Source organism: Enterococcus sp. DIV0806c (assembly GCF_051710905.1).
Taxonomy (GTDB): domain Bacteria; phylum Bacillota; class Bacilli; order Lactobacillales; family Enterococcaceae; genus Enterococcus_B; species Enterococcus_B mundtii.
Genome location: NZ_JBIOLO010000003.1, coordinates 20,991 through 42,691 on the forward strand (window position 1 = coordinate 20,991; position 21,701 = coordinate 42,691).

A 21,701-nucleotide genomic window follows, 5' to 3' on the forward strand; every position below is an offset into this window, starting at 1 on the left:
TTTGTTTATTATCTGCACATAATAAATTTTTTCTTCAAATAGCTTTCTATTTATTCTATCACACATCAATTCCCTTTATTTTCAGTAGAAAAGGGATCACTGAAACAACTAAACAGAAAATAGCGATAGGTTTTGGAAAGGGTGATTTAGAAACTATGATACCCTGCGCTAGCTTCTACATAAAAGGTAAAGCACTCAAGTCCCACTTGGTTAATTAGTTGTTGCCCATATCCCCAAATTTCCTCTAGTAATTCTTCATAGCAAATATAGCGCCATTCGTACTGCTGAATGATATTCATAGCTGACTCCATTTATCTAACTCCTGGATTTCAATGTGGCGAATTTCATCGTAATGGACCTTATGTTCTCCAATAAAAATACCTAGTTCATCATAACCATGAATTTCTCCCTTAATATCATCCGGATAGTAGCCTTCAGTATCACGTTCTTCCTTTTGGATACAAACAACTTTTTTTTTCAGGACAGCAGCGTTCAATACTTCCGTAATCTCTTCAGTCGTCATTTGTTCTTTGGCCAAGTTTTGATTTGCACGCTGCTCGACGTCGGCATCGATCTTTTCTGTGTGATCTGAAAGATAAAATCCTGCCCATTTCAAACGTCCTCGATCGTTATATTCAATCATTATTAAGCCCTCCATTGCCCCCAGCATGTCCACCAACCAATGTACTTCTAGTAATACTACGTGCGCCTTCTAACTTAGAAGAAGCTTGTACAATCGACGTAAATCCATACTTCTGTCGGATCTTGTCTATAATCTTATCTAGTTTTTCTTCATTAATCTGTTGTTGTGGATCACTAAACAAATCTAGCTGAAGGGAATCAGTATAAACGAGTTTACTGTAAGTAATTCCAACGTGTCTTACTTCTTGCCCTTCATAATATTTGTTGAAAAGATAAAGGCAATAGTACTGAAGCTCTTTCGTATTATCAGTGAGTGGGATTTTCATTTGGTGCGAAAATCCTGACTTTGTTTCCATGATCGACGTCCCTATATACAAGCGAACACAACCAGTCTTGCAATTATGTTGTCGAATACGTGCAGCCACTTGTTCCGCCATTTCCTTCACCACGATCTCAACTTCTTCTTTCCTCGTATAATCCTTTGGTAGGACCTGAGAATTACCATAAGATTTCTCTTTGGTTGGTTCTGGCGGTTCTGCGATATCCGTTCGATCAATCCCATTCGCATGAAAATAGAGCTGTAGTCCAATAACCCCTAATTGCCTCTTGAGAGCGTAGGGTTCCCAATTTGCTAACTCTTTGATACTCATGATCCCCATGCGATTAAGCCTTTTTTTCATTCGAGATCCAATACCCCAGAAATCTGTCATTTCCTTTATAGCCCAAATCTTTTCTGGCACATTTTGATACGTCCATTCCGCAACAAATCCCTTATTCTTCTTTGCTTCGTTATCCAGGGCAAGCTTGGCTAAAAGAGGGTTATCTCCAATACCCACAGTTGCGATTAATCCAGTTTGACGATAAACGTGTAACTGTATCTGTCTTGCGAGCTGTTTTCGTCTCTCACTTCTTGTCCCAGGTGTCGTAAATAAGTTCAGCGATTTTGTTACTTTAAGAATTGATTCGTCGATCGAATAAATCAATAAGTCTTCATCTGCGACGTATTGCCGAAAAATACTGTTTACTTCCATATTTTTCTTTATATACAGGTTCATTCTTGGCGGAACAATGTGCAGTTCTTTAGGCAAAGGATAAGGTAAATCACGTGGTCTACTAACGTTTGTGATTCCGTATTTACTTTTGGCAGTGGGTGAAGCGGCTAAAGTAAGTCCTGACCCTGTATTATCTGCTCGACTCATCACAACTAAAGGCGTTGTTAATGGATCTAAATTTCTTTCGACACATTCAACGCTCGCATAAAAACTTTTTATATCGATCAAAAAGTAATCATTGACTGGCTCATTTGAGTAATCAAGCATGTTGTTCTCCCCCATTTCAATTCGATTATACAAACATACGTTCGCATTTGTAAAGGGGAACATTCTAAAATAGCAAAAAAGTCAGACTTTTTGTCTGACTATCATACACCTACTTATTTTTTTCGTTTAGCAATTGGAAGTCTTGATCAATGAATTGGTAACAATTCCCACAATTTTTACAATGGTATTGTTTCGTTTGAATATTGAGCTGAATCAGCTCACCACAAGCACAATCGATCGATACAGCCGTTCTTCGTTCTAATCCATATAATGGACGTCCCCAGAAAGTATAGCCTAATTGTTGTTCTTTCATTTACTTCATTCCTCCCTAAAAATATGTCTATTCGTAGTTGGTATGGCGCTTCGTTCGACCAATGATGCATCTCAATGAGTGAACTTGACCTTAGAATGCTCGTATGAACAACCATATTTTGAATTAAAACAGATTACTCCCTATTTACTATCTCTTAACTGTAACACATTTGTATTTAATGTTTCGTCTAAATTTTCCTCATTATTTGTTTCACAAAAATGTGAATTGAAATATTTATTCTTATTGAATGATCAGAAACTCAGAAGTATCCGTCTCTGATAAATTGTTCATGCATTAATAAATTTTATTTTAATGAACAATGATCTAATGATAAGATTATTGAAACAAAAGCTAATGACCGTTCAAATCATATACTTATAAAAAAAGCCTTCAGAAAATATTTTTCTGAAAGCTCTTTTTATAAGATCTATTGCGTTACACTTATTTTATACGACATGAAATACTAGAGAGTTATTGATTTCCACACTTAACTCATTTCCACAAAGTTCTTTGAGGTACGTACGATAGTCCGTCTCAACGATTCGCAGGATTTCTTTTATAGGCCATTTATTATAGTCATAACGAATCAACTCTGCTATCAGTGTTAGTTTCGCATCGATTCCCAACACTCTAGGAAGCTTTTCCCAAAAATTTTCTGGCGAAATCGTACTTATCAGTTGATCGAGTTGCTCGAACTGTTGTACAAGGTAATCATTCAGTTCTTCTGCTTCCCTTTTGTCTTGGGGCATACTTTTTTCAAACTGACGCATATATGCATCCTTCGTTAAGAGTGGTTTCATTTTGTGCACTCCTTTCTTTTTTAATCATTTCTGACTGATTTGATAAAATTTTTCTGCTTATTTATTGATCAGACTACAGTAACCCATCGAGGATTTTTAAATCATCATTCTGGGTAACGATTTGATCTATCAGAGATTCTAAAGACATAGCAAGATAAGAGAAAATGATACTCTTTTCTAATTGTCAGGAACTGCACTTAATTCCCATGTCAACGTTGTCGAATAACTGGTTGCTTCTGGATTGGTTCCTTTAGGTACATACAGACTGACACTTTCTCCTGCCGTCTCGCTATCACCGAAACGATAGATCCAAGTACCTGTCCCCTCATTCCCTTGTGCTTTAAGTAACGTCCGCCGATTTCCAGGTACTAACCTACATGGAACAGTAAATTGGAGTCCTGGTTCCGTTCCACCTTGAGCAGTAACGACTTGTTGGTTTGACAGAATTAAACTAGCTCCATTAAGCATTTGGTTCTCTTTGCCTTTAAACTGTTCATTTTGTGTAACCGCTAATTCCCAACCGTTTCGCTTAGATTCTGGACGTCGATCACTAATCTGAATATAATTTGGGCGATCTTGTGTTTCATTGACCGTTCCGTCTTCGTTCAGTAAACGTTGCGGTTGCGCATAATATGTTTTATCTTTGACGGAGATATTCTGTTCTCCAAAATTGAAGCGAGAGGCAAAATCGATACTTAGTGGACCTTGTTCTTCTGGAAGAACTGGTGGATTTTCTGGAGTCACTTCTATTTCAGGATCCAAAGGATCTACCGGTAAAACATTATCTGAGAGCTCAACAATATATGTTTTAGCTTTTTTAAATATTGCATCATGATAAGTATAATCATTTGCTATCGGATTTCTATTCCCATAATCACTATTAGTTTCAGGCCTTTTAAAAACACTATCAATAGTACTAAAATTATCAATCAAGACTCCTTCGTTGTCTTCCATTGATACTTGTACTTCATCCCCCTCCATTAGCTTACTTTTGAGTTCAAAAGAAAAACTACCATCATTTTTAACTTGTTGTTTTTCTATAAATTGATTATTAATATATAATAAAGCATTATTTCCAGGAATGTTTATTGAGTTTGGAAATGCCTCGATAGTATTAGTATTAGTAGTTAATTTTATATTATGCCCGAAGTCAACTAATTCCGGTGGAGTTACATTCAATACTGTTATTGGGCTAATTAATTCTAATTCTTCTTCTGACAAATAGATTGCCCCTTCATTCGATCCTCTGCTGATTGATACAAATTCAATGGTAGTTCCTTTTTTTAGAAGGTCTTCAAATTCAAATAATATTCTTCCTCCTTTCCCCGGATCATTAGCTTCTTTTTCTTCCCAAGTTTTAATTGGAGATTCATTTCCTACGGTAGAAGCTGTATAATTTCTAGAATTATTATCAGGATCTGTAACTTTTATTTCGGCTGTAATTTCATTCGTACCAGCTTCTCTTATATCATCTAATCCCTCTTTATAAGAAAACTCAGCTATAAATGATTTATCAGCATTCGTCGGCTGTCTAAATCCTTCAAAAATAGGTTTTGAGTTATTAGCTGATATTCTAGATACTCTTCCTGACAGTCCAGGTAAAGATGTTGAAAGATCAGGGTTATTGTTCGAAGAAGCAGAAGCAAAATCCCGACCTTCATAAGAGACATCAATTTTTTTAAAGAAACCGATATCAGGATCACTATCAAAATGGCTTCCTGTTGACCATGCAGAAAAAAAGGTATTAGTAATATTTAAATGAGAACCAGCTTTCGTTCCGAAAATATCTCCTCCGGCTTGTCTTACATTCTTAAAGTCGAAATAGTATGGAGAATCTACATTGAATTCCATGGTATCTTCTGCCACGAAAACACCATATTCACGAGTACTATTTGAAGATCCTTCTGCATAAAAAACTGTATCTGGATTTTGATTAAACGTTAGATGTCCACCAGCAGAATGCAAAGCTGATGCATAATCATTTATTAATCGTAATTGTGATCTAGTTCCCTCTGCGCCATTGTTATCAATACTAAAACTATTGTTTCCATTGCCAAGATAGACAGTAGAAAAATTTTCTGAAATAGATCCACTACTCGGACGGTCGGTATAATGAGTATTATCTAAATCTAGATTTCCCCCGCTTGTAATACTAATGTTATTATTGGAACCAGCCATGGATATGGCACGAGTATTATTACCAGGGTTATCAAATTCAACATGTTTTGTGAAAACTGATGCATTATTTTTTATAGATAGATTATTTGAACCTCCAGCAAAATTAATTAAAGGATTATTTCTTCTTGCTGAGCTCTCAATGTTTATTTTCGAAAAATTATCTATAGTAACTTCAGCATTCGCTGTACTCATTCCTATAGAAGTACCATACAAATTATTGCTTAGAATTTCAGAATTATTATCTACCGTAAAAACTGCAGATTCACCATTCATAAATATGCTTCTACGTCCTCCTGAAAGAACATCAATAGATATCTTTGAATTTTTTGAAACTTCTAAAATAGGTGAAGCCCCATCAATTCTTATAGCATTGTTATTTCCATCTGCTGCAGTGTTTGAGTTGCTCCGTGCACTGATTGATATGTTAGAGTTATCACTTACTTTTAATGATGGATTCGCATTTCCATTTCCTACTAAGATATTTTCATGCACACCAACTCCACCCTCTATAGAGATTGCACTATTATCCAAAATCTCCAGAGAAGAGTCTTGCCCATTCATAGTTATTCCATTTGCAGAACCTGTAGTTTTGATATCAATCTCACTTTTTGATGCATGAAAATTAATAGTATTTCCCCTTAAATTTATACCATATCCTATTGTAGTATTGACATTAACATGACTATCATTAAGCTTTATATCAGCACCAGTTCCCTCTAAGTTCACTGCTGATTGCGTTTCGGATGTGACCGATAACTCCGAGTTTTCTACCAATAGTTTAGGATTATCTCCAGATAGATGCAGTCCTCTTTTAGAGGCAGTGCTTCTCACAGTCAGATTGCTTTGTCCGCTGATACTAACTGTTGGTCTTGCCCCTGGTAAAGTAATTACATTATTACTTGTATTAGAAGGCTGCGCTGTTGTTCCTATAGCATCTATAGTTAAACTAGAATTCTCTAAATTGAATTTTGCGTTTTCTCCCCTCATATCGATTACATTTGCTGTCCCTGCTAAAGTTTTAATATTTACATAAGAGTTGTCATTAATATTTATACTTGGATTGGGCATATCAGGAGCCGTATAAAATATATAAGTATTCGCTTTTTCAATATTTACTTCTGATGAACCGCTAACCTCTATATCTGTGACATTAATAAATGTATCTGAAGCTGATTGGGTATTTTCAAACTTATTTACTCCTCCTGTGAAATGAATCTTAGCTCTACGTGCAAGAATTAATGGAGATCTATTTATAGATGATTCTCCAATGTTTTCTAATTCAACTACCCAGTTATAACTATCAGTATCTGTACTTTCAAATATTGGTCGTTGCCCAATTTTTGAAAGTGTAGTATTTTCAAAACGTAATGTTCTTTTTGTACTCTCTGAATAGCCAGATAAAACTAAACTACCATTGTCAGCGCCAAAATTAATTGAGTGACCATTTCCTTTGACTAATAAGCTTCGATCTATTGAGCCAATTGCTGTTGATACACCAGTGTCGCTTCGATTCAGATTATCACGCACCTCAATAACTCCAATTTCAGGATTAGCAACGGCTAAGCGAAATTCTTCAAATGTATTGACTTCAATGGTTTCTCCATCAAAATGTGTATGGTTGATTATCTTTTCTTCAACATCATCAACAGGTTGATCCAATAATGGTGCTGATGTATCTATGCCCTCATCTCCATCTGTATTTTCATCAGAAGCATCTTCATCGATTGTTTTATCATTATGATCTTTCTCTTCATCTTTTACAGAATTATCAGGTTGCTCTACATCTTGTGTTGAATCCATGATGTTATTGCTCTTATCTTGTTGAATCTCAATAGTTGCATTTACTTCTTCTACAAACACTTCATAACTACCTGCTGTGTCAAATACTAAAGGAAGGCCAAACTTAGTTTGAATACGTTCTGAATGAATAATCCATTCATGAGATTGCTCTCCTTGTTCGACTGAAATCCCTTCTGGCAATTGCTCTTTGATGATCGTTGCTTCTTTGGGTAAGATAACTCGCGCCTCTGAAACTTCTTTATCCGAAAAGAATGTCACTTGTAAGGGTTCTTCTACCTTCCCTTGTAATTGAGATTGAGGAAAGAAAAAGTGAGGATCACTGAATAGTTCTTCTAAGGAGTTTTGAACAGACAGTAGTTCCACTAGTTCATGTTCCTCGGTATCCATCGATGTATCTGCGGAAACCATACTGCCTGATATGGATACTGATTGCATCATTAAAATTGCCGTTCCCAACAAAAGTATCGCCCTTCTTAATCTTGTAGTCATTACATTCACTCCTTCTTACTTATCTTGTTCGTTTGCTCTAGCTTTTTTTTAATTAGTGGATAAAGAACGATTCCAAGTAATAAAACAAGTAAAGTAATTGAGCCAATCATCCACCAATTAATGCTCGTATCGATTGTGACATCTTTCTGATTCAATGCTCGTGCTTCATCTGCTTCGATCGTAAAGGTTTTTTCCCATTGCCATTCCTCTTCTCCTGAACGTGCCGTCATTTTCAATAAATAGTCACCACTGCGAAAACGATCACCTTCTAAAGAGATCGGAAAGTTGAAATTGGAGTTTGGTGCCATTTGCATTTGTTCTTGACTTGCTTGGTATAAAATCTCTTCTTCGCCCACTTTTTGAACCGTAGCTTCGACTTCTAAGCGATTCACGAAGGTCGGTGTGAAGTTTTGTAGATTCGCACTGATCACATTGCGATAGTTGAGTTGATCAGCAAAAACATCTAACAACTCTAAATCCGGTTGTACAGCATTTTGTTTGTTGCTCACAACTACACCTATGATATACGCAAACTCATTTTGGATGGCGACACCCTCTTCATTACTCGTTTCTTCTGATGCTTCTTCTTTGACTTCTGACACTCGTAATCCACCCGCTAATAATCCTTCAAATTCTTCTGTAGGCATGTTCAAGTCAAGCGTAACGGTCTTTGTTTCATTTCCAGCAAGTTCAAGGATTTTTGGTTGTTCAATCAACTCAGCCAGTGAATGTTTGAGTGTTGGATCTGCTTTATCCGCGTCTTGTCCGTATTCTACTACTCCCATCACGTTGGTATAAGCAGTATGTGGAGTAATTTGGATTTTCTTTGCTTTTGCATTGGCATTTTGTAGTTTCAGCGTGAGTTTTTCTGTCGTATTTGGTGCAAGATTCAATTGAAAATAACGATCATTTCCTGACTTTTGATTTTCTGAGAACTCCGGTGTCACATAAAAATTCAATGTTTCTTCTTCTGCGCCCACACGCATCGATGACAAAAAACTAACCAATAACATGAGCAGTATGATCCCTGCTTGATGGATTTTATTTTTTCGATATGTATTTGTTTTGTTCATTCTTCTACCCCTTCCTTTGAAGAGAGTAGCGCTACAAACTTGTAACGCTACTCCATGTACTTATATAAGTTTCGTAAAGACTATGCTTCGTTCTCTTCATCTACACCGCTACTATCAGGTGTAGTGGATAATTCCCAAGTTAGTGTTGATTTGTATTGTGTCGCATCTTTTGCTGTAGAACCAGGAACAAATAATTGGATCGCATCATTTGTTACTACGTCAGTAGCATCGTCCGCCTCTTGTGCATCTAAGTTTGCTTGGTTGCCCCAAACGACTGAAGAGACACCTGCGCCTTTATCTTTTTCTGCTGTCATTACTGATACAGAAGAAGCATTTGGTATCAATTTCAATCCATCCGTATGAGCCACTGGCGCATTCTCAGGCGTACTTCCTTCGTACTGGATTCTTGGATTCAACAATGAAATCTCTGCACCAAGCAATGTATCATTGACTGTTTCATTCGTTGCTTTAAAGTCGGTCATACGTACTTGCAGATCCCAACCAGCATTCGTTCCACGCACATCTTGTACTTGCGCAAAACTTACATAAGGGACTTTGTTTTCTTCACCAGTCGTGCCCGTTTTTTGTTGCTTTTCTGCAATCATATTGTAGGTTTGATCTTGATTAGAGATAACTTGTGAACCGAAATTCATCGTTGCAGCTTTCATGATGGATAAAGGTCCTGTGGTTCCTGGTACTTCAGGAGAAATTTCTACATCTGGACCTTCTTCTGGTGGAACAACGACTAATTCTTCATCCTCATTCGCTGTAAATTCAATTGTTCCATCAGTTGTTACATTACGTACTTCTTCTGCGAAGGCTGTGATACCCCCGACAAAAATTGTGGATGTTACTGCTGCAATGGTTGCTAATCTAACAAATTTCATTTATTTAAATCCTACTTTCTTCATTTTTTTCTTTTTTCCATAGCCAAAAGCCAAGTGTTGCTATGATCAACAGAAGACCAAAATTTGTCCATATACTCTTCTGTTCCTCATTTGTTTTCGGTAATCTTCTGGATATTCCGTGTTCGGTATCTGACGGTTGCTGGGAAATTTCTTTTGGTAAATCTGGTTTGACCTCAGCTTCTGGTGCCGGAACTGGTGTTCCAGGTGTTTCATATACACCAGTAAAACCAATGGCCCCTTCAGTTTCCGCCGAACGTACCTCTGCCCCATAAACAACTAGTGGTGCATAAAATTGAATCAGTAACATACCCATACTTAGTATGTATTTTTTTTTGTATTTCATATCCCTCCTCCTTTATAAGTCTTTGAATAATTAAGAAACTAATTTTAATTAACTTCTTAATCTTCTTAATTAGAATAACTATAAATAATTCACAAATAAAACCGTAATTATCAGGCATGTATGATAATTACGGTTTTATTTATTTTATATGTAGTATTGGTAGAAAAAATCTTGTTTTCTACCAATACAATTTTTATTCAAAGAATCCACCTGAGACGGTTTTCTCTCAGACTGATTATTGATAAGATTCCTTACATTTACCTACTAAAGCTATTTTCTAAAAGAATTTTATTTTTTTAGAAGAAATTCAAGATCTTCTTTTGAGCTAATTTCAATTAATAAAGTCTCCCAATCATTAATATTAGGTATTGTATTAAATAATATATATTTTTTTGTCGATATATTTTCAAAATATTCACTATAATTGGTAACGACTATGTCGATGTAATTAGATTCCATAAAATTTTCAAAATACATTTTATCTATAAAAAATAAATTATGAAATGAAAAATATTTAGTTGCTTTTGCTTTAATGTTTTGTCTAATAAACGTATCACCTTCTAGTAAAAACACGATATTTTTTTGTTTCTTTACATATATATCTCTCAGCGTTTGTCTTAATCTTAAAAAATTACTAACAATATCCTCTTTATAAATGTCTATTTTCAATTTTTTAAGTACTAGTTGAACGTACGGATATAAATTTTCATACGCTACTAAATTATAATTTATACTATCTGTAGTATGATCAGTTATATTCATCAAATAGACTGATGACAATAAATGTTTTATTTTGACAGACGTAAAAAATGAGGTTAGAAAAATAAAATCTAGTTGCTTGTTTTCACTAAATATTCTTTGGTCATTAAAAATTTTTTTTACTAAACTATCTATTTGAAAATAACTTGAAAATTGATGACAGAATTCTAATTCTTTTGATTGATTTGTCGTTCGGTTACTAATATATAGATAATAAATATAAGCTAACTCATCGACAGGTAATTGGTGATTATAGACCATATACACATACCTATCTAATTTTTCAAATTCATTGTTATTATTATTGATATATATCTTATTACTTTCTTTTGACAATGAAACAATATGACCTTGCAAGGATCTTTCAATCGATATATATATATAATATGCAAGCTCTAAAGAAGTAATAGAAGTATTATTTTGAAATTTTTCATTTTTAAATAAAGTTTCTGCAAGTTCTACTACCTTCAAATCTGGAAAGACAGTATGAGGAGTATAATTAGAAATATAGTAGAAATCTACAAAAAATTTACGTATATTTACTTCCGAACCGACAAAATTCAAGGGGTTATATTGTATTGAAAGCTTATATTTAGTAAAAATATCCTCTACTTTAGTTAAATATCTCACTAATGTTGTTTTAGAAATATATAATTTATCGGACCATTCATCAATAGAATAAAGATTACTATAAAAAATATTTTCTAAAATGATAAACAAAGGTTCCTGACTCAATAGCTCTTTCTTAAAAGATAAGTATTTCTCCATATTTTTTATTTTTAGAGTATATCCCGTATGAAATGAAGTAATTTCTGAGTATTTTGAAATTTCATTTTTTATTTGATTTACATCTAATATTATTGTTCTTTCTGCAACTCCTATGGCTTTCGATAAATCCGTTGAAGAAATTACTTCAGATAGTTCTAAAAAATTTAATATAGTTAACCAACGCTTATTTTTTTTATTACTTAAAAATTCTAACTGAAATTCCTTCATTGTATACTCCCCCAACTCATCATTAGAACTTTACTCTTGTAACTTATAAATCTATTTGTTGTAAATTGAAAATAATAATACGATTATTTAATAGTTTTATTATAATATATATTCTCTATTTAGTTATCTCAAAGTAACTCTTAGCCTTATACTATTCTTAATATTATTTAATTCAATAAAAAAAGTTTAGTCATAGCATATAAAAGAATTTAATAAAGCTTTTTTTTAATCCAGATTTAGTTATACGTAATATACATACTAAATAAAATCATTAAATAATCTCAAATAATTATCTATAAGCTACTATACTTTTTATTAGTATAATATTACTTATGCGTATTATTAGAGTGTACCCTAAATAGACGCTAGCCAATCATTGAAAAATCTCGATTGTCACTTTTCTTTTTAAATGGCAAAAATTTTTAGTAATAAATGACAATTTGGAGACCGTTTTATTCTCCTTGTTTAACCAACTACAGGTCTAATTAATTCTAAGTGATCTTAGAATCGTCGTGTGAACACTAAATATCCTATTATTTTCTACATTCTATATAAATTCTTTTATCTGGAATAATGGATAGTCCAAATTTCCTCTTTGCTGGATCAATATATTTAAGTACGACTTAAAGATTACCTATTATAGTCAGGTATATTCATCTTAAGTAATATTCTATTATTTGAATCATGTAAAGAAAGAGCCATTAGTAGCATATCCCAACAACACTGTGCGTACGGTTCATGTACACAGTGCTTCTATTTAGACGTTCTTAGCGATACAATTACATTTTGCCTTGTTGCACTTTTACAAAGTAGTAGGGAGTTTGTAAAAGTTTAGCGATGGTTGTGGATTTAAGCGTATTTGTGAGTACGAAAAAAGGAATCGTTCCCGCATGCGAAGATGCAAGGTCGATTCCTTTTTGGTTAATTAGTCGTTGTCTCCTTCTGGATCAATTATCTTTAAGACTCTTGCGGGTACACCACCAACAATACTATATGGTGGCACATCTTTTGTTACGACTGCACCTGCTGCGACTACTGACCACTCGCCAATTGTCACACCAGAAGTAATCGTGGCGTTTGAACCAATCCAGACGTTATCCTTCAAAACAATGGGCGCATAATGGTTTTTGCGATTATTCTTGGGGTATAAGTCGTGATTGATTGTAGCGAGTACTACGTTGTGCCCTATGAAGGCACCATCTCCTATCACAATGCCTCCTTGGTCTTGAAAATGAGTTCCAGAGTTGATAAAGACATTCTTACCAAGCGTGATATTTTTCCCAAAATCTGTATAGAACGGTGGGAAAACTCGAAAACTTTCATCTATTTCTTTTCCGATTAAGCGACTCATAATCTCACGAAGTTCTTCCGGCGTATGGTATGCGGTATTCATTTCCATGCCAATTTTGATTGCTTCTTGATACAGCTCATTCGCATATGCTGCTATATTCGGTGAGGTCTCATCCTTAGTTCCATATGCTTTAATGATATCCTGAATTCTAACTTCCACTTAAATCACTCCTAAAGGTTATCATACATTTCGTCAGTTACCGGTTCCAGCCACTCATTTGACGTTTCATCACCAGGCACTTCAACAGCTAGATGACTAAACCAAGAGTCTTTCTTAGCACCATGCCAATGTTTGACACCTGCCGGAATTGTCACAACATCTCCTGGTTTCAAACTTTGAGCAAGTTTCCCTTCTTCTTGATACCAGCCTTCACCATCTACACAAATCAAGATTTGACCTCCACCAGATTTGGCATGATGGATATGCCAATTATTGCGACAAGCAGGCTCAAATGTAACATTGGCGATAAAAATTGTCTCTTCAGGATTAGTCAGTGGCTTCAAATAGCTTTGACCAATGAAATATTGCGCATAAGCCGTATTAGGTTTGCCTTGTCCAAAGAAGCCACCGTGCTCTTCTTCATTCAAATCATCCGCATAGACTTCTTTTGCCAAACGAAAGGCTGCCCAAGCATTAGGCCACCCTGCATAAAAAGCAAGGTGGGTTAAAATCTCAGCCATTTCTGTTTGTGTCACACCATTTTTCCGAGCTGTTTCCAAGTGATAACTCAAAGATGAATCAACAATCCCTTTAGAAATCAGGGACGTAATTGTTACAATGGAGCGAGTCTTTAAGGAAAGCTTATCATCTCTCGACCAAACTTCTCCAAACAATACATCATCATTCAATTCTGCAAATTTTGGTGCAAATTCTCCTAAAGCATCTCTTCCTGCCGTTTGTTTTTCAACCATTATCATTTCCTCCATTCTTTTTTTACGTCCGTACCTATACCTTTATTCTATTTCACTTCCAAATACTGGTTAAAGAATTCAGTCATCTTATCAAATGGGATAATGCCCATCTGATCGTAAAGGTCAGTATGTGATGCTCCCGGAATGATCATCAATTCCTTGTTACCGCCTTGCAACTTCTTGAAAGCATCCTCTCCAAAATAGCGTGAGTGAGCTTTCTCACCATGGATAATTAACACAGCGTTACGGATTTCATCACTGTAGGCTAACAACTTGGTATTCAGTAATGAAAGCGAAGATGTGACATTCCAACCTTCATTCGAGTTCAATGAGCGTTTGTGATAGCCGCGATCTGTTTTATAGTAGTCAAAATAATCTTTGACGAAGTAAGGTGCATCCTCTGGCAATGGATCTACGACACCACCTGCTCGAGCAAAATCTCCATTTTTGAAATCTTCGATGCGTTGGGCATTGAGTTGTTGCCGGAGTTCATATCGTACATCCTCATCAACTGAGTCAAAATAACCATTAGCAGTCACTCGGGACATATCATACATTGTTGAAGCAACTGTAGCTTTCACTCGGGTGTCAATTGCTGCTGCGTTGAGTGCCATCCCACCCCAGCCACAGATTCCAATTAAACCAATCTTTTCTGGGTCAACATTTTCTTGTACAGACAAGAAATCAACTGCTGCCTGAAAGTCCTCCGTATTAATATCACCTGATGCAACGCTGCGAGGGAAGCCACCGCTTTCTCCAGTAAATGATGGATCGAAAGCAATTGTTAAAAATCCTCGTTCAGCCATCGTTTGAGCATAAAGACCTGATGATTGTTCTTTGACTGCACCAAATGGCCCACTAATTGCAATCGCCGGAAGCTTACCTGTTTGGACTTTGGGTTCATACAAATCAGCAACCAATGTAATCCCAAAGCGATTAGGGAAGGTTACTTTGTGATGGTTTACTTGACTACTTTGAGGGAAAACTTTATCCCATTCTTGAGTGATGTTCAATTCTTCTTTCATGTTGATTTCCTCCTTGAAATTGACATTGCTTTTGTAAGGTAATATAATTCTAATACCTAAACTTGACTTTAGGTCAAGGACTACGTCGAAATTATTTTGGAGGTATTATGACTTATTCAATTGGTGAAATATCAAAAATGTTCAATATTCCTATTTCTACACTTCGTTACTATGATAGAGAAGGATTATTCCCCACAATAGAACGAGTTTCAGGAATCCGCAAATTTTCGGAAAATGAAATTGAAGCACTACGTGTCATTGAATGTTTGAAAAAATCCGGACTAGAAATAAAAGATATCAAACAATTTATGGAGTGGACAAAACTCGGAGCTGAAACCTTTGAGACGCGAAAAGAGTTATTTGAACGTCAAAAAGAAACGATTGAAAATGAAATTCAGCAGATGCAAAAAATGCTTGATATGATTAAATTCAAATGCTGGTACTACGATGAGGCAATTAAACAAGGGGATGAGAACGCTGTTCAAGCACAAATTCCTGATGACTTACCTCAAGAGGTCAAGATCAGTTATGACAACTCGCATTAAGAAAGAAAGTCGCTTGGGATTCTATAAACGATCATGCGACATTCTTTATCCTAACCTTCCATCTCATTCTCATCCTTAAATCGTACCACAGTTTTATCCCTCGAAACCTGAATACTATCAATCAGTCCAATAAACAAATCATCATCGAATTGATCGACCACACCAACCTGCTCCAATTATTTCAAGAACACCTCGATTTGTTGCCCTCATGCTTGCCGTTCAGGAATTTGCTCTTTGACTTCATCAAGTCGGTTGTTGGTCTTGTCGAACGTTTGTCATTTTTCTATTTAAATGGTATATTTTTTTATTTGACATAAACTATAAATATTTAAGAACTAAGAAATTTATTCAAAATAATTTTCTTAGTTCTTTTTTCAAAATAAAGTGTTCATAAAATCAGGCGTTTATGGACACTTCATTTTTTTACCTTAAATTTAAGTTTTTCTATACTTTTAGTGTTCACAAACCCATCATAAAATCTATGTTCATTTATACCGTTGGCATAAAGTTATGTTACAATAGACTTTAGTTGGGAGTGATTTTTTTGAAAATAGGATACGCCCGGGTGTCAACCGGATTACAAAATTTAGATTTGCAAGAAGATAGTTTAAATAAATTTGGTTGTGAGAAAATTTTTACCGATCATATGAGTGGTGCAAAAAGTAATCGACCAGGATTAGAAATGGCCATCGATTTTGTTCGTTCTGGAGATACTCTCGTAGTTTGGCGTTTGGATCGGCTGGGAAGAAATATGGAAGATCTGATTTCGATCGTCAATCGTTTGAATGAACGTGGTGTGAGTTTTCATAGTCTTCAAGAAAATATTACAATGGACAAATCTAGCTCTACTGGACAACTTATGTTTCATTTGTTTGCGGCTTTTGCCGAATTTGAGCGCAATTTGATTTTAGAAAGATCGGCTGCTGGTCGTGCGGCTGCACGAGCAAGAGGACGTTTTGGTGGTCGTCCTGAAAAACTAAAGAAACAAGACCTAGAACTACTTAAAACTTTAGTTGATAACGGTACGCCTATTAAGACGATTGCAGAACGTTGGAATGTTTCTCGAACAACTATTTATCGTTACCTTAATAGAATAGAAGAAAAAAATAAAGAAACGTCTAAGTAAACTTTAGGTGTTTCTTTATTTTTTCAGTAGCATACCCTAAATAGACAAGTAATCATTAACTAATTAAAAAACTCTTACTAAAGTAAGAGCCTACGCATTTAAGTTATTCAAATCAGGAAGTGCTGTGGTAAATTTAATAGTCCCTTTTTTAACGGGTAGCACTTAATTCAGATAGCTACTAAATTTTTGTAATTGATCACCGTTTTTTCTGAAGTAGCGGTTACTTTGTCCATGCTTAAAGTGACAACTGCCGAATTATTTAACAGAGTTACGATGGTTCCTACGACTTGTTTCTTGTTATGTTTAAATGACACCTGTTGATTTTCTTTAAAAGCCAAGCCTTCGATAGATGATTCTATTGGTTTCCACTTTCCAAAACTCATAATAATCTCCCCTTTTTAAGTATTAAAAAAACCGTCTCAATTGCTTGAGACGGTTGAACAAATCATTTATGCTGTGCAAATGTTAACGGCTTGCATGCCACGTTGACCTTCTTCAGTATCAAAGGTGACTGCTTGACCTTCATCAAGAGACTTGTAGCCATCTGCTTGAATCGCAGAAAAATGAGCAAAGACATCTTGGCCATTCTCTCCGGTGATAAAACCAAAACCTTTATCTGCATTAAACCATTTTACTGTACCATTATTCATACTATTTCCTCCTTGTGCATCACTACGTATGCGTTTTGTTGCAATAAATATTTGATAAGCAAAAGGAGAGTATAAATGGAAGCATAGCACTCTTAATACGTTTCAAAGTATATCACTATATTCAGTATACCATACAACTGGGTGGTATACTAATTTTATAAACATTTGGCCATTTATTGTACGCTCTGGAAATTAAAAATGAATAGGCTCTTTAAAAAATATCTTGTAAATAAATATTTACCTCGATAAATATTTTTATCACATTTTTTAAGGTTCAACATTTTCTCTAATGAATTCATAAATACTTGGTTTAAAGCGAACGGCCATATTTTCACCACTAACAGCACCAAAATGAATTCCGATTACTTCATTTTGATTATTGAACACTGGTGATCCTGAATTCCCTCCAAAAGTACTAGCATTGTAATAAATTCGATTCGTCGTTTCAGTCGTAGATACGCCTTTGCTCTCCCACATGGTAGCCCATGGTTTATCTCCTGGATAACCAATAACTCTGATAGGTGTTCCAACTGTAGTAATTGGATCATTTACATATTTAGCTGGAGTTACAACGTCACCTATACTCAGACCTTCTGTATTAGGTTTTAAATAAACGATAGCTAAATCTTGTCCATCTGGACTATATTTTATTTCTTGTCCATAAAACGTTGTTTCTTTATATTCCGTACTAGAAACTCGAGCTGCATTCACTTTTATATTAGCTGGATCTCCATTATTTACGGCAGCTGCAACATGTCTGTTAGTCAGGATAGCATTTTTCCCTACTACCACACCAGATCCTTGAGTAGCATTATTCACATAAATAAAACATACTGACTGATAAGGTTCTACTGAAGTATCTGTTATTTGGGTTCTATCATTATTAGGTAGTATTGCTCTTGTATGGAAATCGGTTTCTTCTGCTCGTGCAATAGGACTTAAACTGATAAAGTTTATGAAAAATAGGATGAACAAAGGGCCCCATATTCTAGGCTTTCTATTCTGCATAACTATTCTCTCCTTTAAATATATTTAATAATAACTATTTTTTCTAATCAAATATACTAAGCAACTGTTTTTATCCCCCTTAGAGAAATTTAGATTTCAACCTTTAACTAATAATATTCTCTTAATTTTTTATTCATTCGCTAATGGAAGTTATGAATACTTAAAATATAACACATTGTGAAAAAACACACATTTTATAGGCTAAGATTTCGTACAACTTTCGATAATCTATATAACCGTTGAGAATACTTTATCGTTTTTCAACAAAAGGAAAATGTTAGGTACTGATATTACAAAAATAAAAAAACAATCTTTCACTTCACTCTCATCTAAGTTAGCTTTTCCAGTTCTTGAATATAGTCTACAAGTCATTGATTCATCATACCACATTGAAAATCATGGAATGTTTCGGGTCCATACTGCGATTGTACCCACATAGTTCTTTAAAGTAGGTGGAGTATTCACTTTCAACGATTCGAAGGATTTCCACATCTGAACAGTGATCAAAGTCGATCAGATCTGCTACTAGACTCATCTTGGCATCGATTCCTAAGATCTCCGGCAATAGTTCCCAAAAATTCTCCTGACAGATCTGACTTACTAAGGTCTCCAATCGTTGGATCTGGGTGTTTAAATAGACCTTTAGGTCTTCACTTGCTCGTTTTTCTACCTCTTCAAAGGTACTTTGAAAGCCCTCCAGATACGCTTCTTTTGTAAAAAATGTAGGCATTGTTTTTTCCTTCCTTCTTTTAAAATGTTTCATGATCGATCAGTGGATTCAACTGATGCTTGACTCTTGCCCAATCTTGCGCCGTAGGGATACTGCCCATAAGAACGCAATCCGTGTCAAGAGCGTAATCCAAAAGGTACGGTCGATAGTTCGTTACAATCAAATCAACGTGTGCATCATTTAAATGTTCCGGCGTCAATTCCTGAAGCGGCATAAACAACAGCTTATGATATTCCCCTAATAGTACACGTGCCTGCATTCGGATGGATTGAACCACTAAATAGTCACCTTCTAATAAAAATAAAACTTTTTTGACCGGTTGGTAATAGTGGAACAATAAGTTCATATATGCCGTAAAACTCATCACGATATCTTCAAAATATCGGGCAGAAAAACTGAGTACTCGGGCATGTTTTAAGAGAAATTGTTTATGGGCTTCATAAATCTGTTTATCGCTTTTCTTTACCATCCAATGGATTTCTTCTAGCTCTTTGTTCAACACCGGACTCACTGCTTCATTCATCAAGCGCGAAAGGAAAAAAGAGGTCATAAACGGTTCTAAAGTATCCGTATCCCATTGTTCAAAGAAAGGATCAGAAAGATAATCTGACACGATGAACTGAAGATCCTTCCAGCGGTTGAATCGTTGGTTAAAAGTTTGTTCTTGGTCCACACGATGGATCGTCCGTTTGGAAATAATCGATAAATGGATCCAAGCGAATTCTTCCTTTGATAGATAGATCTCGTATTCATCTTTGATTCTTTCTTGTAAAGAATAAAGCAACTGAAAATCTTTTTCCTGATAAATGCTTACTTTTACCCATTCAGGTAAGGACATAAAATGGTTTTGATGAACTCGGACCATTGCGATATAAAGCTGGTAATAAAAGGCTGAAATCGTGATTCCCGTACCCAATTCATACTTTCCCAATTTGCCAGACAGTTCGTTCAAGACCAACGTATGTAAGTCTTCTGGCGGACGGATTGTATACGGAGTTTGTTCACTGCTATAATAAAAATCAAAAAAGAACTTTCGGATATTGGCTTCTTCCCCTAAAAAATTGACTGGGTTAAAAGCCAATGTTAACTCATACTCAGCTAATACCGGTCGGATTCTTGATAAAAACCTTCGTAAAGTACTCTCTGCATAACTGTGCTGGTGAGCCAAGTCAGCCACTGTAAAATCTTTTCCCCAAAAAACATTTCCCACGATTTCAAATAACACTTCGTTTTCCAACAGTTGTTCTTTTTTCTCTTGGTAGTCCCTACGATTTCGTTCTTCAAAATAATACCCACTATAATTCGAACGTAATTCGATGCTTGTGCCAAAATGGTTTTTGAATGTTTGAATATCTTTTATCAAGGTACGTTGTGAAATAGCCAGTCGTTCACTCAGCTCTCCAATCGTAAAACGCCGTTCTTGTTCCATCACACTTAACACCTGCATCCATCGCTTGACCTCTGCGCTTGTAATAAACGCCATCTGAAACTCACGCAATTTTTTTCCCCCTCACTTTTTCAAATATTTCCCTCTTATGCTCGTTCACTCATCTTTACTCAGAAAATGCAGAGAGCACTTCATCGATTTTCTCCTTGCTAGGTACATAGGGAAGTTCAATCGTTTCACGAGCGTTTCTAGCTTGTGGTTGATTCACGATTTGTACATGACGTACTAGTCCAAGTGGATTCATTTGGGCAGCTTCCACCACCTGTAAGCCAGATTTTTTTAAAATCGTTTCAACTTCCTGTTTGAGCCATCGTGTCAAAGCACGTGGTCCTACTAGCTGATAGGAAACATAAATCGTCTGGCTATATTTTTTCTTCTCAGCTAAAAAACGTTTCATGAGTACTTCTAAAGGAGACGGTTTCTCACTGTTTGCATATGGCACTTGTTCTGGTGCTTCAAGTGTAGGTAGCTGGAAAAAGGCCTCCATTAAAAAAAGGAGTGTTTCGAAAAAACCATAAGTCAGACCTTCGGTCTTATGCATCGGTAACTCATACTCACTCGCAGGTGAAAATGTGCGGGTAAATGCCTGTTGTGTCAAAGGGTTCAAAAATTGACTCTCATCTAACGAGAGAAGAAACAACGCAGCTTTTTCTGGTCCTGGCAGAAACACACTCACCTGTTGATCCAAAGCCTGGATTAGAGTTGTTTGGGCTTGTTTATGTGCCACTTGTTCTTGTAAGCAATGTCCTTGGTCGACTCGTTGCTTAGCTAGTTTCAGCCATTGATTAAACAAGGTTTGATCTAGGTGCCAAGGTCCGTCTTGAATCGCCACTTTCTCCTGATGTAGGTCCTGAATATGTTCTGAAAGAAACCTAGGATACAATGGTAAGGTGAAATAAAAATCATAAAGGAATTGGCGAATCCCCGCTTCTTCTCCCCATAATTGATTGGTTTTAGATTCAATTTTTATCCCATAATAGGTCGTTAATAACGTTTGAAGCTGCCGTTTCATCCGTTGGAAGCTTGCACTCGACACATCAAGATACGCCATCCACTGTTGATTGTCTAAACACTTTCCCGCAGCCAATTGATCCACAAAAAGAAAAAGTTTCTCTTCATTTAGTAACGCTTGTTTCTCCTCATAATACCCTTTAGGGTTCAGAAAGGAAAAGTGATAGCCCTTCTCATCGCCGATCAAATGGATCCGCTCACCAAAATAGTCCTTGATCACCTTTATATCCTCAATAATCGTCCGTCGCCCAAACCCAGTCTGTTTAGCTAAGGTTTG

General features: G+C 35.7%; 21 protein-coding genes. 2 read left to right on the forward strand and 19 right to left on the reverse strand.

From position 1 onward, the window contains the following. Window positions 1-146 precede the first annotated feature (146 nt). The 13 genes from IGK77_RS16005 to IGK77_RS16065 all read right to left on the reverse strand — a co-directional run bounded on the left by IGK77_RS16005 (window position 147) and on the right by IGK77_RS16065 (window position 14,907). Complete coding sequence (locus tag IGK77_RS16005; RefSeq protein WP_169059313.1) at window positions 147-311, reverse strand: hypothetical protein; 165 nt, start codon at window positions 309-311, stop codon at window positions 147-149. Beyond that, a complete protein-coding gene (locus IGK77_RS16010; RefSeq protein ID WP_169059315.1) occupies window positions 296-643 on the reverse strand; it encodes a hypothetical protein in 348 nt (115 codons plus the stop codon). Before IGK77_RS16010 ends, IGK77_RS16005 begins: the two co-directional genes overlap by 16 nt. Further along, window positions 636-1,961 (reverse strand): Y-family DNA polymerase, encoded by a 1,326-nt coding sequence (locus IGK77_RS16015; protein ID WP_074802106.1) that lies wholly within the window; start codon window positions 1,959-1,961, stop codon window positions 636-638. The genes IGK77_RS16010 and IGK77_RS16015 overlap by 8 nt, the downstream gene beginning before the upstream one ends. A gap of 109 nt (window positions 1,962-2,070) precedes the next feature. Continuing rightward, complete coding sequence (locus IGK77_RS16020; RefSeq protein WP_169059075.1) at window positions 2,071-2,274, reverse strand: DNA helicase UvrA; 204 nt, start codon at window positions 2,272-2,274, stop codon at window positions 2,071-2,073. Window positions 2,275-2,720: 446 nt separating this feature from the next. Beyond that, entirely contained in the window at window positions 2,721-3,074 is a 354-nt protein-coding gene (locus IGK77_RS16025; protein ID WP_074802088.1) for a DUF7006 family protein, read from the reverse strand. A gap of 177 nt (window positions 3,075-3,251) precedes the next feature. After that, on the reverse strand, window positions 3,252-7,541 hold the full coding sequence (locus tag IGK77_RS16030; RefSeq protein ID WP_074802090.1) for a WxL domain-containing protein: 4,290 nt from the start codon (window positions 7,539-7,541) through the stop codon (window positions 3,252-3,254). Window positions 7,542-7,546: 5 nt separating this feature from the next. Beyond that, on the reverse strand, window positions 7,547-8,614 hold the full coding sequence (locus IGK77_RS16035; RefSeq protein WP_169059183.1) for a DUF916 and DUF3324 domain-containing protein: 1,068 nt from the start codon (window positions 8,612-8,614) through the stop codon (window positions 7,547-7,549). 80 nt (window positions 8,615-8,694) lie between these two features. Continuing rightward, on the reverse strand, window positions 8,695-9,501 hold the full coding sequence (locus tag IGK77_RS16040; protein ID WP_074802082.1) for a WxL domain-containing protein: 807 nt from the start codon (window positions 9,499-9,501) through the stop codon (window positions 8,695-8,697). A 4-nt stretch (window positions 9,502-9,505) separates the two neighbouring features. Continuing rightward, window positions 9,506-9,865 (reverse strand): LPXTG cell wall anchor domain-containing protein, encoded by a 360-nt coding sequence (locus tag IGK77_RS16045; protein WP_074802080.1) that lies wholly within the window; start codon window positions 9,863-9,865, stop codon window positions 9,506-9,508. A gap of 288 nt (window positions 9,866-10,153) precedes the next feature. Beyond that, a complete protein-coding gene (locus IGK77_RS16050; protein ID WP_074802078.1) occupies window positions 10,154-11,620 on the reverse strand; it encodes a helix-turn-helix domain-containing protein in 1,467 nt (488 codons plus the stop codon). Between the two features lie 925 nt (window positions 11,621-12,545). Beyond that, the gene (locus tag IGK77_RS16055; RefSeq protein ID WP_373875951.1) at window positions 12,546-13,130 is read right to left on the reverse strand and encodes an acyltransferase; all 585 of its coding nucleotides are present in this window, start codon (window positions 13,128-13,130) and stop codon (window positions 12,546-12,548) included. A gap of 11 nt (window positions 13,131-13,141) precedes the next feature. After that, a complete protein-coding gene (locus IGK77_RS16060; protein WP_074802076.1) occupies window positions 13,142-13,882 on the reverse strand; it encodes a carboxymuconolactone decarboxylase family protein in 741 nt (246 codons plus the stop codon). Window positions 13,883-13,929: 47 nt separating this feature from the next. Next, on the reverse strand, window positions 13,930-14,907 hold the full coding sequence (locus IGK77_RS16065; RefSeq protein ID WP_244063278.1) for an alpha/beta hydrolase: 978 nt from the start codon (window positions 14,905-14,907) through the stop codon (window positions 13,930-13,932). Between the two features lie 107 nt (window positions 14,908-15,014). Between IGK77_RS16065 and IGK77_RS16070 the strand changes: the two genes are divergently transcribed. Next, window positions 15,015-15,452, forward strand: coding sequence for a MerR family transcriptional regulator (locus IGK77_RS16070; protein WP_074802112.1), 438 nt, complete (start codon window positions 15,015-15,017; stop codon window positions 15,450-15,452). A gap of 544 nt (window positions 15,453-15,996) precedes the next feature. Next, window positions 15,997-16,578, forward strand: a complete 582-nt coding sequence (locus IGK77_RS16075; protein WP_438713402.1) for a recombinase family protein — start codon at window positions 15,997-15,999, stop codon at window positions 16,576-16,578. 167 nt (window positions 16,579-16,745) lie between these two features. Here IGK77_RS16075 and IGK77_RS16080 read toward each other — a convergent pair whose 3' ends face one another. The 6 genes from IGK77_RS16080 to IGK77_RS16105 all read right to left on the reverse strand — a co-directional run. Further along, entirely contained in the window at window positions 16,746-16,961 is a 216-nt protein-coding gene (locus IGK77_RS16080; protein WP_137073137.1) for a DUF2187 family protein, read from the reverse strand. 66 nt (window positions 16,962-17,027) lie between these two features. Next, on the reverse strand, window positions 17,028-17,228 hold the full coding sequence (locus IGK77_RS16085) for a cold-shock protein (protein WP_071868074.1): 201 nt from the start codon (window positions 17,226-17,228) through the stop codon (window positions 17,028-17,030). Between the two features lie 267 nt (window positions 17,229-17,495). Continuing rightward, window positions 17,496-18,236: a trypsin-like serine peptidase gene (locus tag IGK77_RS16090; protein WP_169059294.1), complete on the reverse strand. Its 741-nt coding sequence runs from the start codon at window positions 18,234-18,236 to the stop codon at window positions 17,496-17,498. 379 nt (window positions 18,237-18,615) lie between these two features. Next, window positions 18,616-18,966 carry a DUF7006 family protein gene (locus IGK77_RS16095; protein WP_169059293.1) on the reverse strand — a complete coding sequence of 117 codons (351 nt, stop codon included), beginning with the start codon at window positions 18,964-18,966 and terminating at the stop codon, window positions 18,616-18,618. 19 nt (window positions 18,967-18,985) lie between these two features. Further along, window positions 18,986-20,464, reverse strand: coding sequence for a helix-turn-helix domain-containing protein (locus IGK77_RS16100; RefSeq protein ID WP_409173956.1), 1,479 nt, complete (start codon window positions 20,462-20,464; stop codon window positions 18,986-18,988). A gap of 55 nt (window positions 20,465-20,519) precedes the next feature. Beyond that, the coding region (locus IGK77_RS16105) for a helix-turn-helix domain-containing protein (protein ID WP_438713403.1) at window positions 20,520-21,701 on the reverse strand (1,182 nt) is incomplete at its 5' end.

What these genes read in the sequence shown, in the direction of transcription:
- IGK77_RS16005 (WP_169059313.1), bottom strand. Translation starts at nt 311, where the DNA reads ATGGAGTCAGCTATGAATATCATTCAGCAGTACGAATGGCGCTATATT.
- IGK77_RS16010 (WP_169059315.1), bottom strand. Translation starts at nt 643, where the DNA reads ATGATTGAATATAACGATCGAGGACGTTTGAAATGGGCAGGATTTTAT.
- IGK77_RS16015 (WP_074802106.1), bottom strand. Translation starts at nt 1,961, where the DNA reads ATGCTTGATTACTCAAATGAGCCAGTCAATGATTACTTTTTGATCGAT.
- IGK77_RS16020 (WP_169059075.1), bottom strand. Translation starts at nt 2,274, where the DNA reads ATGAAAGAACAACAATTAGGCTATACTTTCTGGGGACGTCCATTATAT.
- IGK77_RS16025 (WP_074802088.1), bottom strand. Translation starts at nt 3,074, where the DNA reads ATGAAACCACTCTTAACGAAGGATGCATATATGCGTCAGTTTGAAAAA.
- IGK77_RS16030 (WP_074802090.1), bottom strand. Translation starts at nt 7,541, where the DNA reads ATGACTACAAGATTAAGAAGGGCGATACTTTTGTTGGGAACGGCAATT.
- IGK77_RS16035 (WP_169059183.1), bottom strand. Translation starts at nt 8,614, where the DNA reads ATGAACAAAACAAATACATATCGAAAAAATAAAATCCATCAAGCAGGG.
- IGK77_RS16040 (WP_074802082.1), bottom strand. Translation starts at nt 9,501, where the DNA reads ATGAAATTTGTTAGATTAGCAACCATTGCAGCAGTAACATCCACAATT.
- IGK77_RS16045 (WP_074802080.1), bottom strand. Translation starts at nt 9,865, where the DNA reads ATGAAATACAAAAAAAAATACATACTAAGTATGGGTATGTTACTGATT.
- IGK77_RS16050 (WP_074802078.1), bottom strand. Translation starts at nt 11,620, where the DNA reads ATGAAGGAATTTCAGTTAGAATTTTTAAGTAATAAAAAAAATAAGCGT.
- IGK77_RS16060 (WP_074802076.1), bottom strand. Translation starts at nt 13,882, where the DNA reads ATGGTTGAAAAACAAACGGCAGGAAGAGATGCTTTAGGAGAATTTGCA.
- IGK77_RS16065 (WP_244063278.1), bottom strand. Translation starts at nt 14,907, where the DNA reads ATGAAAGAAGAATTGAACATCACTCAAGAATGGGATAAAGTTTTCCCT.
- IGK77_RS16070 (WP_074802112.1), top strand. Translation starts at nt 15,015, where the DNA reads ATGACTTATTCAATTGGTGAAATATCAAAAATGTTCAATATTCCTATT.
- IGK77_RS16080 (WP_137073137.1), bottom strand. Translation starts at nt 16,961, where the DNA reads ATGAGTTTTGGAAAGTGGAAACCAATAGAATCATCTATCGAAGGCTTG.
- IGK77_RS16085 (WP_071868074.1), bottom strand. Translation starts at nt 17,228, where the DNA reads ATGAATAATGGTACAGTAAAATGGTTTAATGCAGATAAAGGTTTTGGT.
- IGK77_RS16090 (WP_169059294.1), bottom strand. Translation starts at nt 18,236, where the DNA reads ATGCAGAATAGAAAGCCTAGAATATGGGGCCCTTTGTTCATCCTATTT.
- IGK77_RS16095 (WP_169059293.1), bottom strand. Translation starts at nt 18,966, where the DNA reads ATGCCTACATTTTTTACAAAAGAAGCGTATCTGGAGGGCTTTCAAAGT.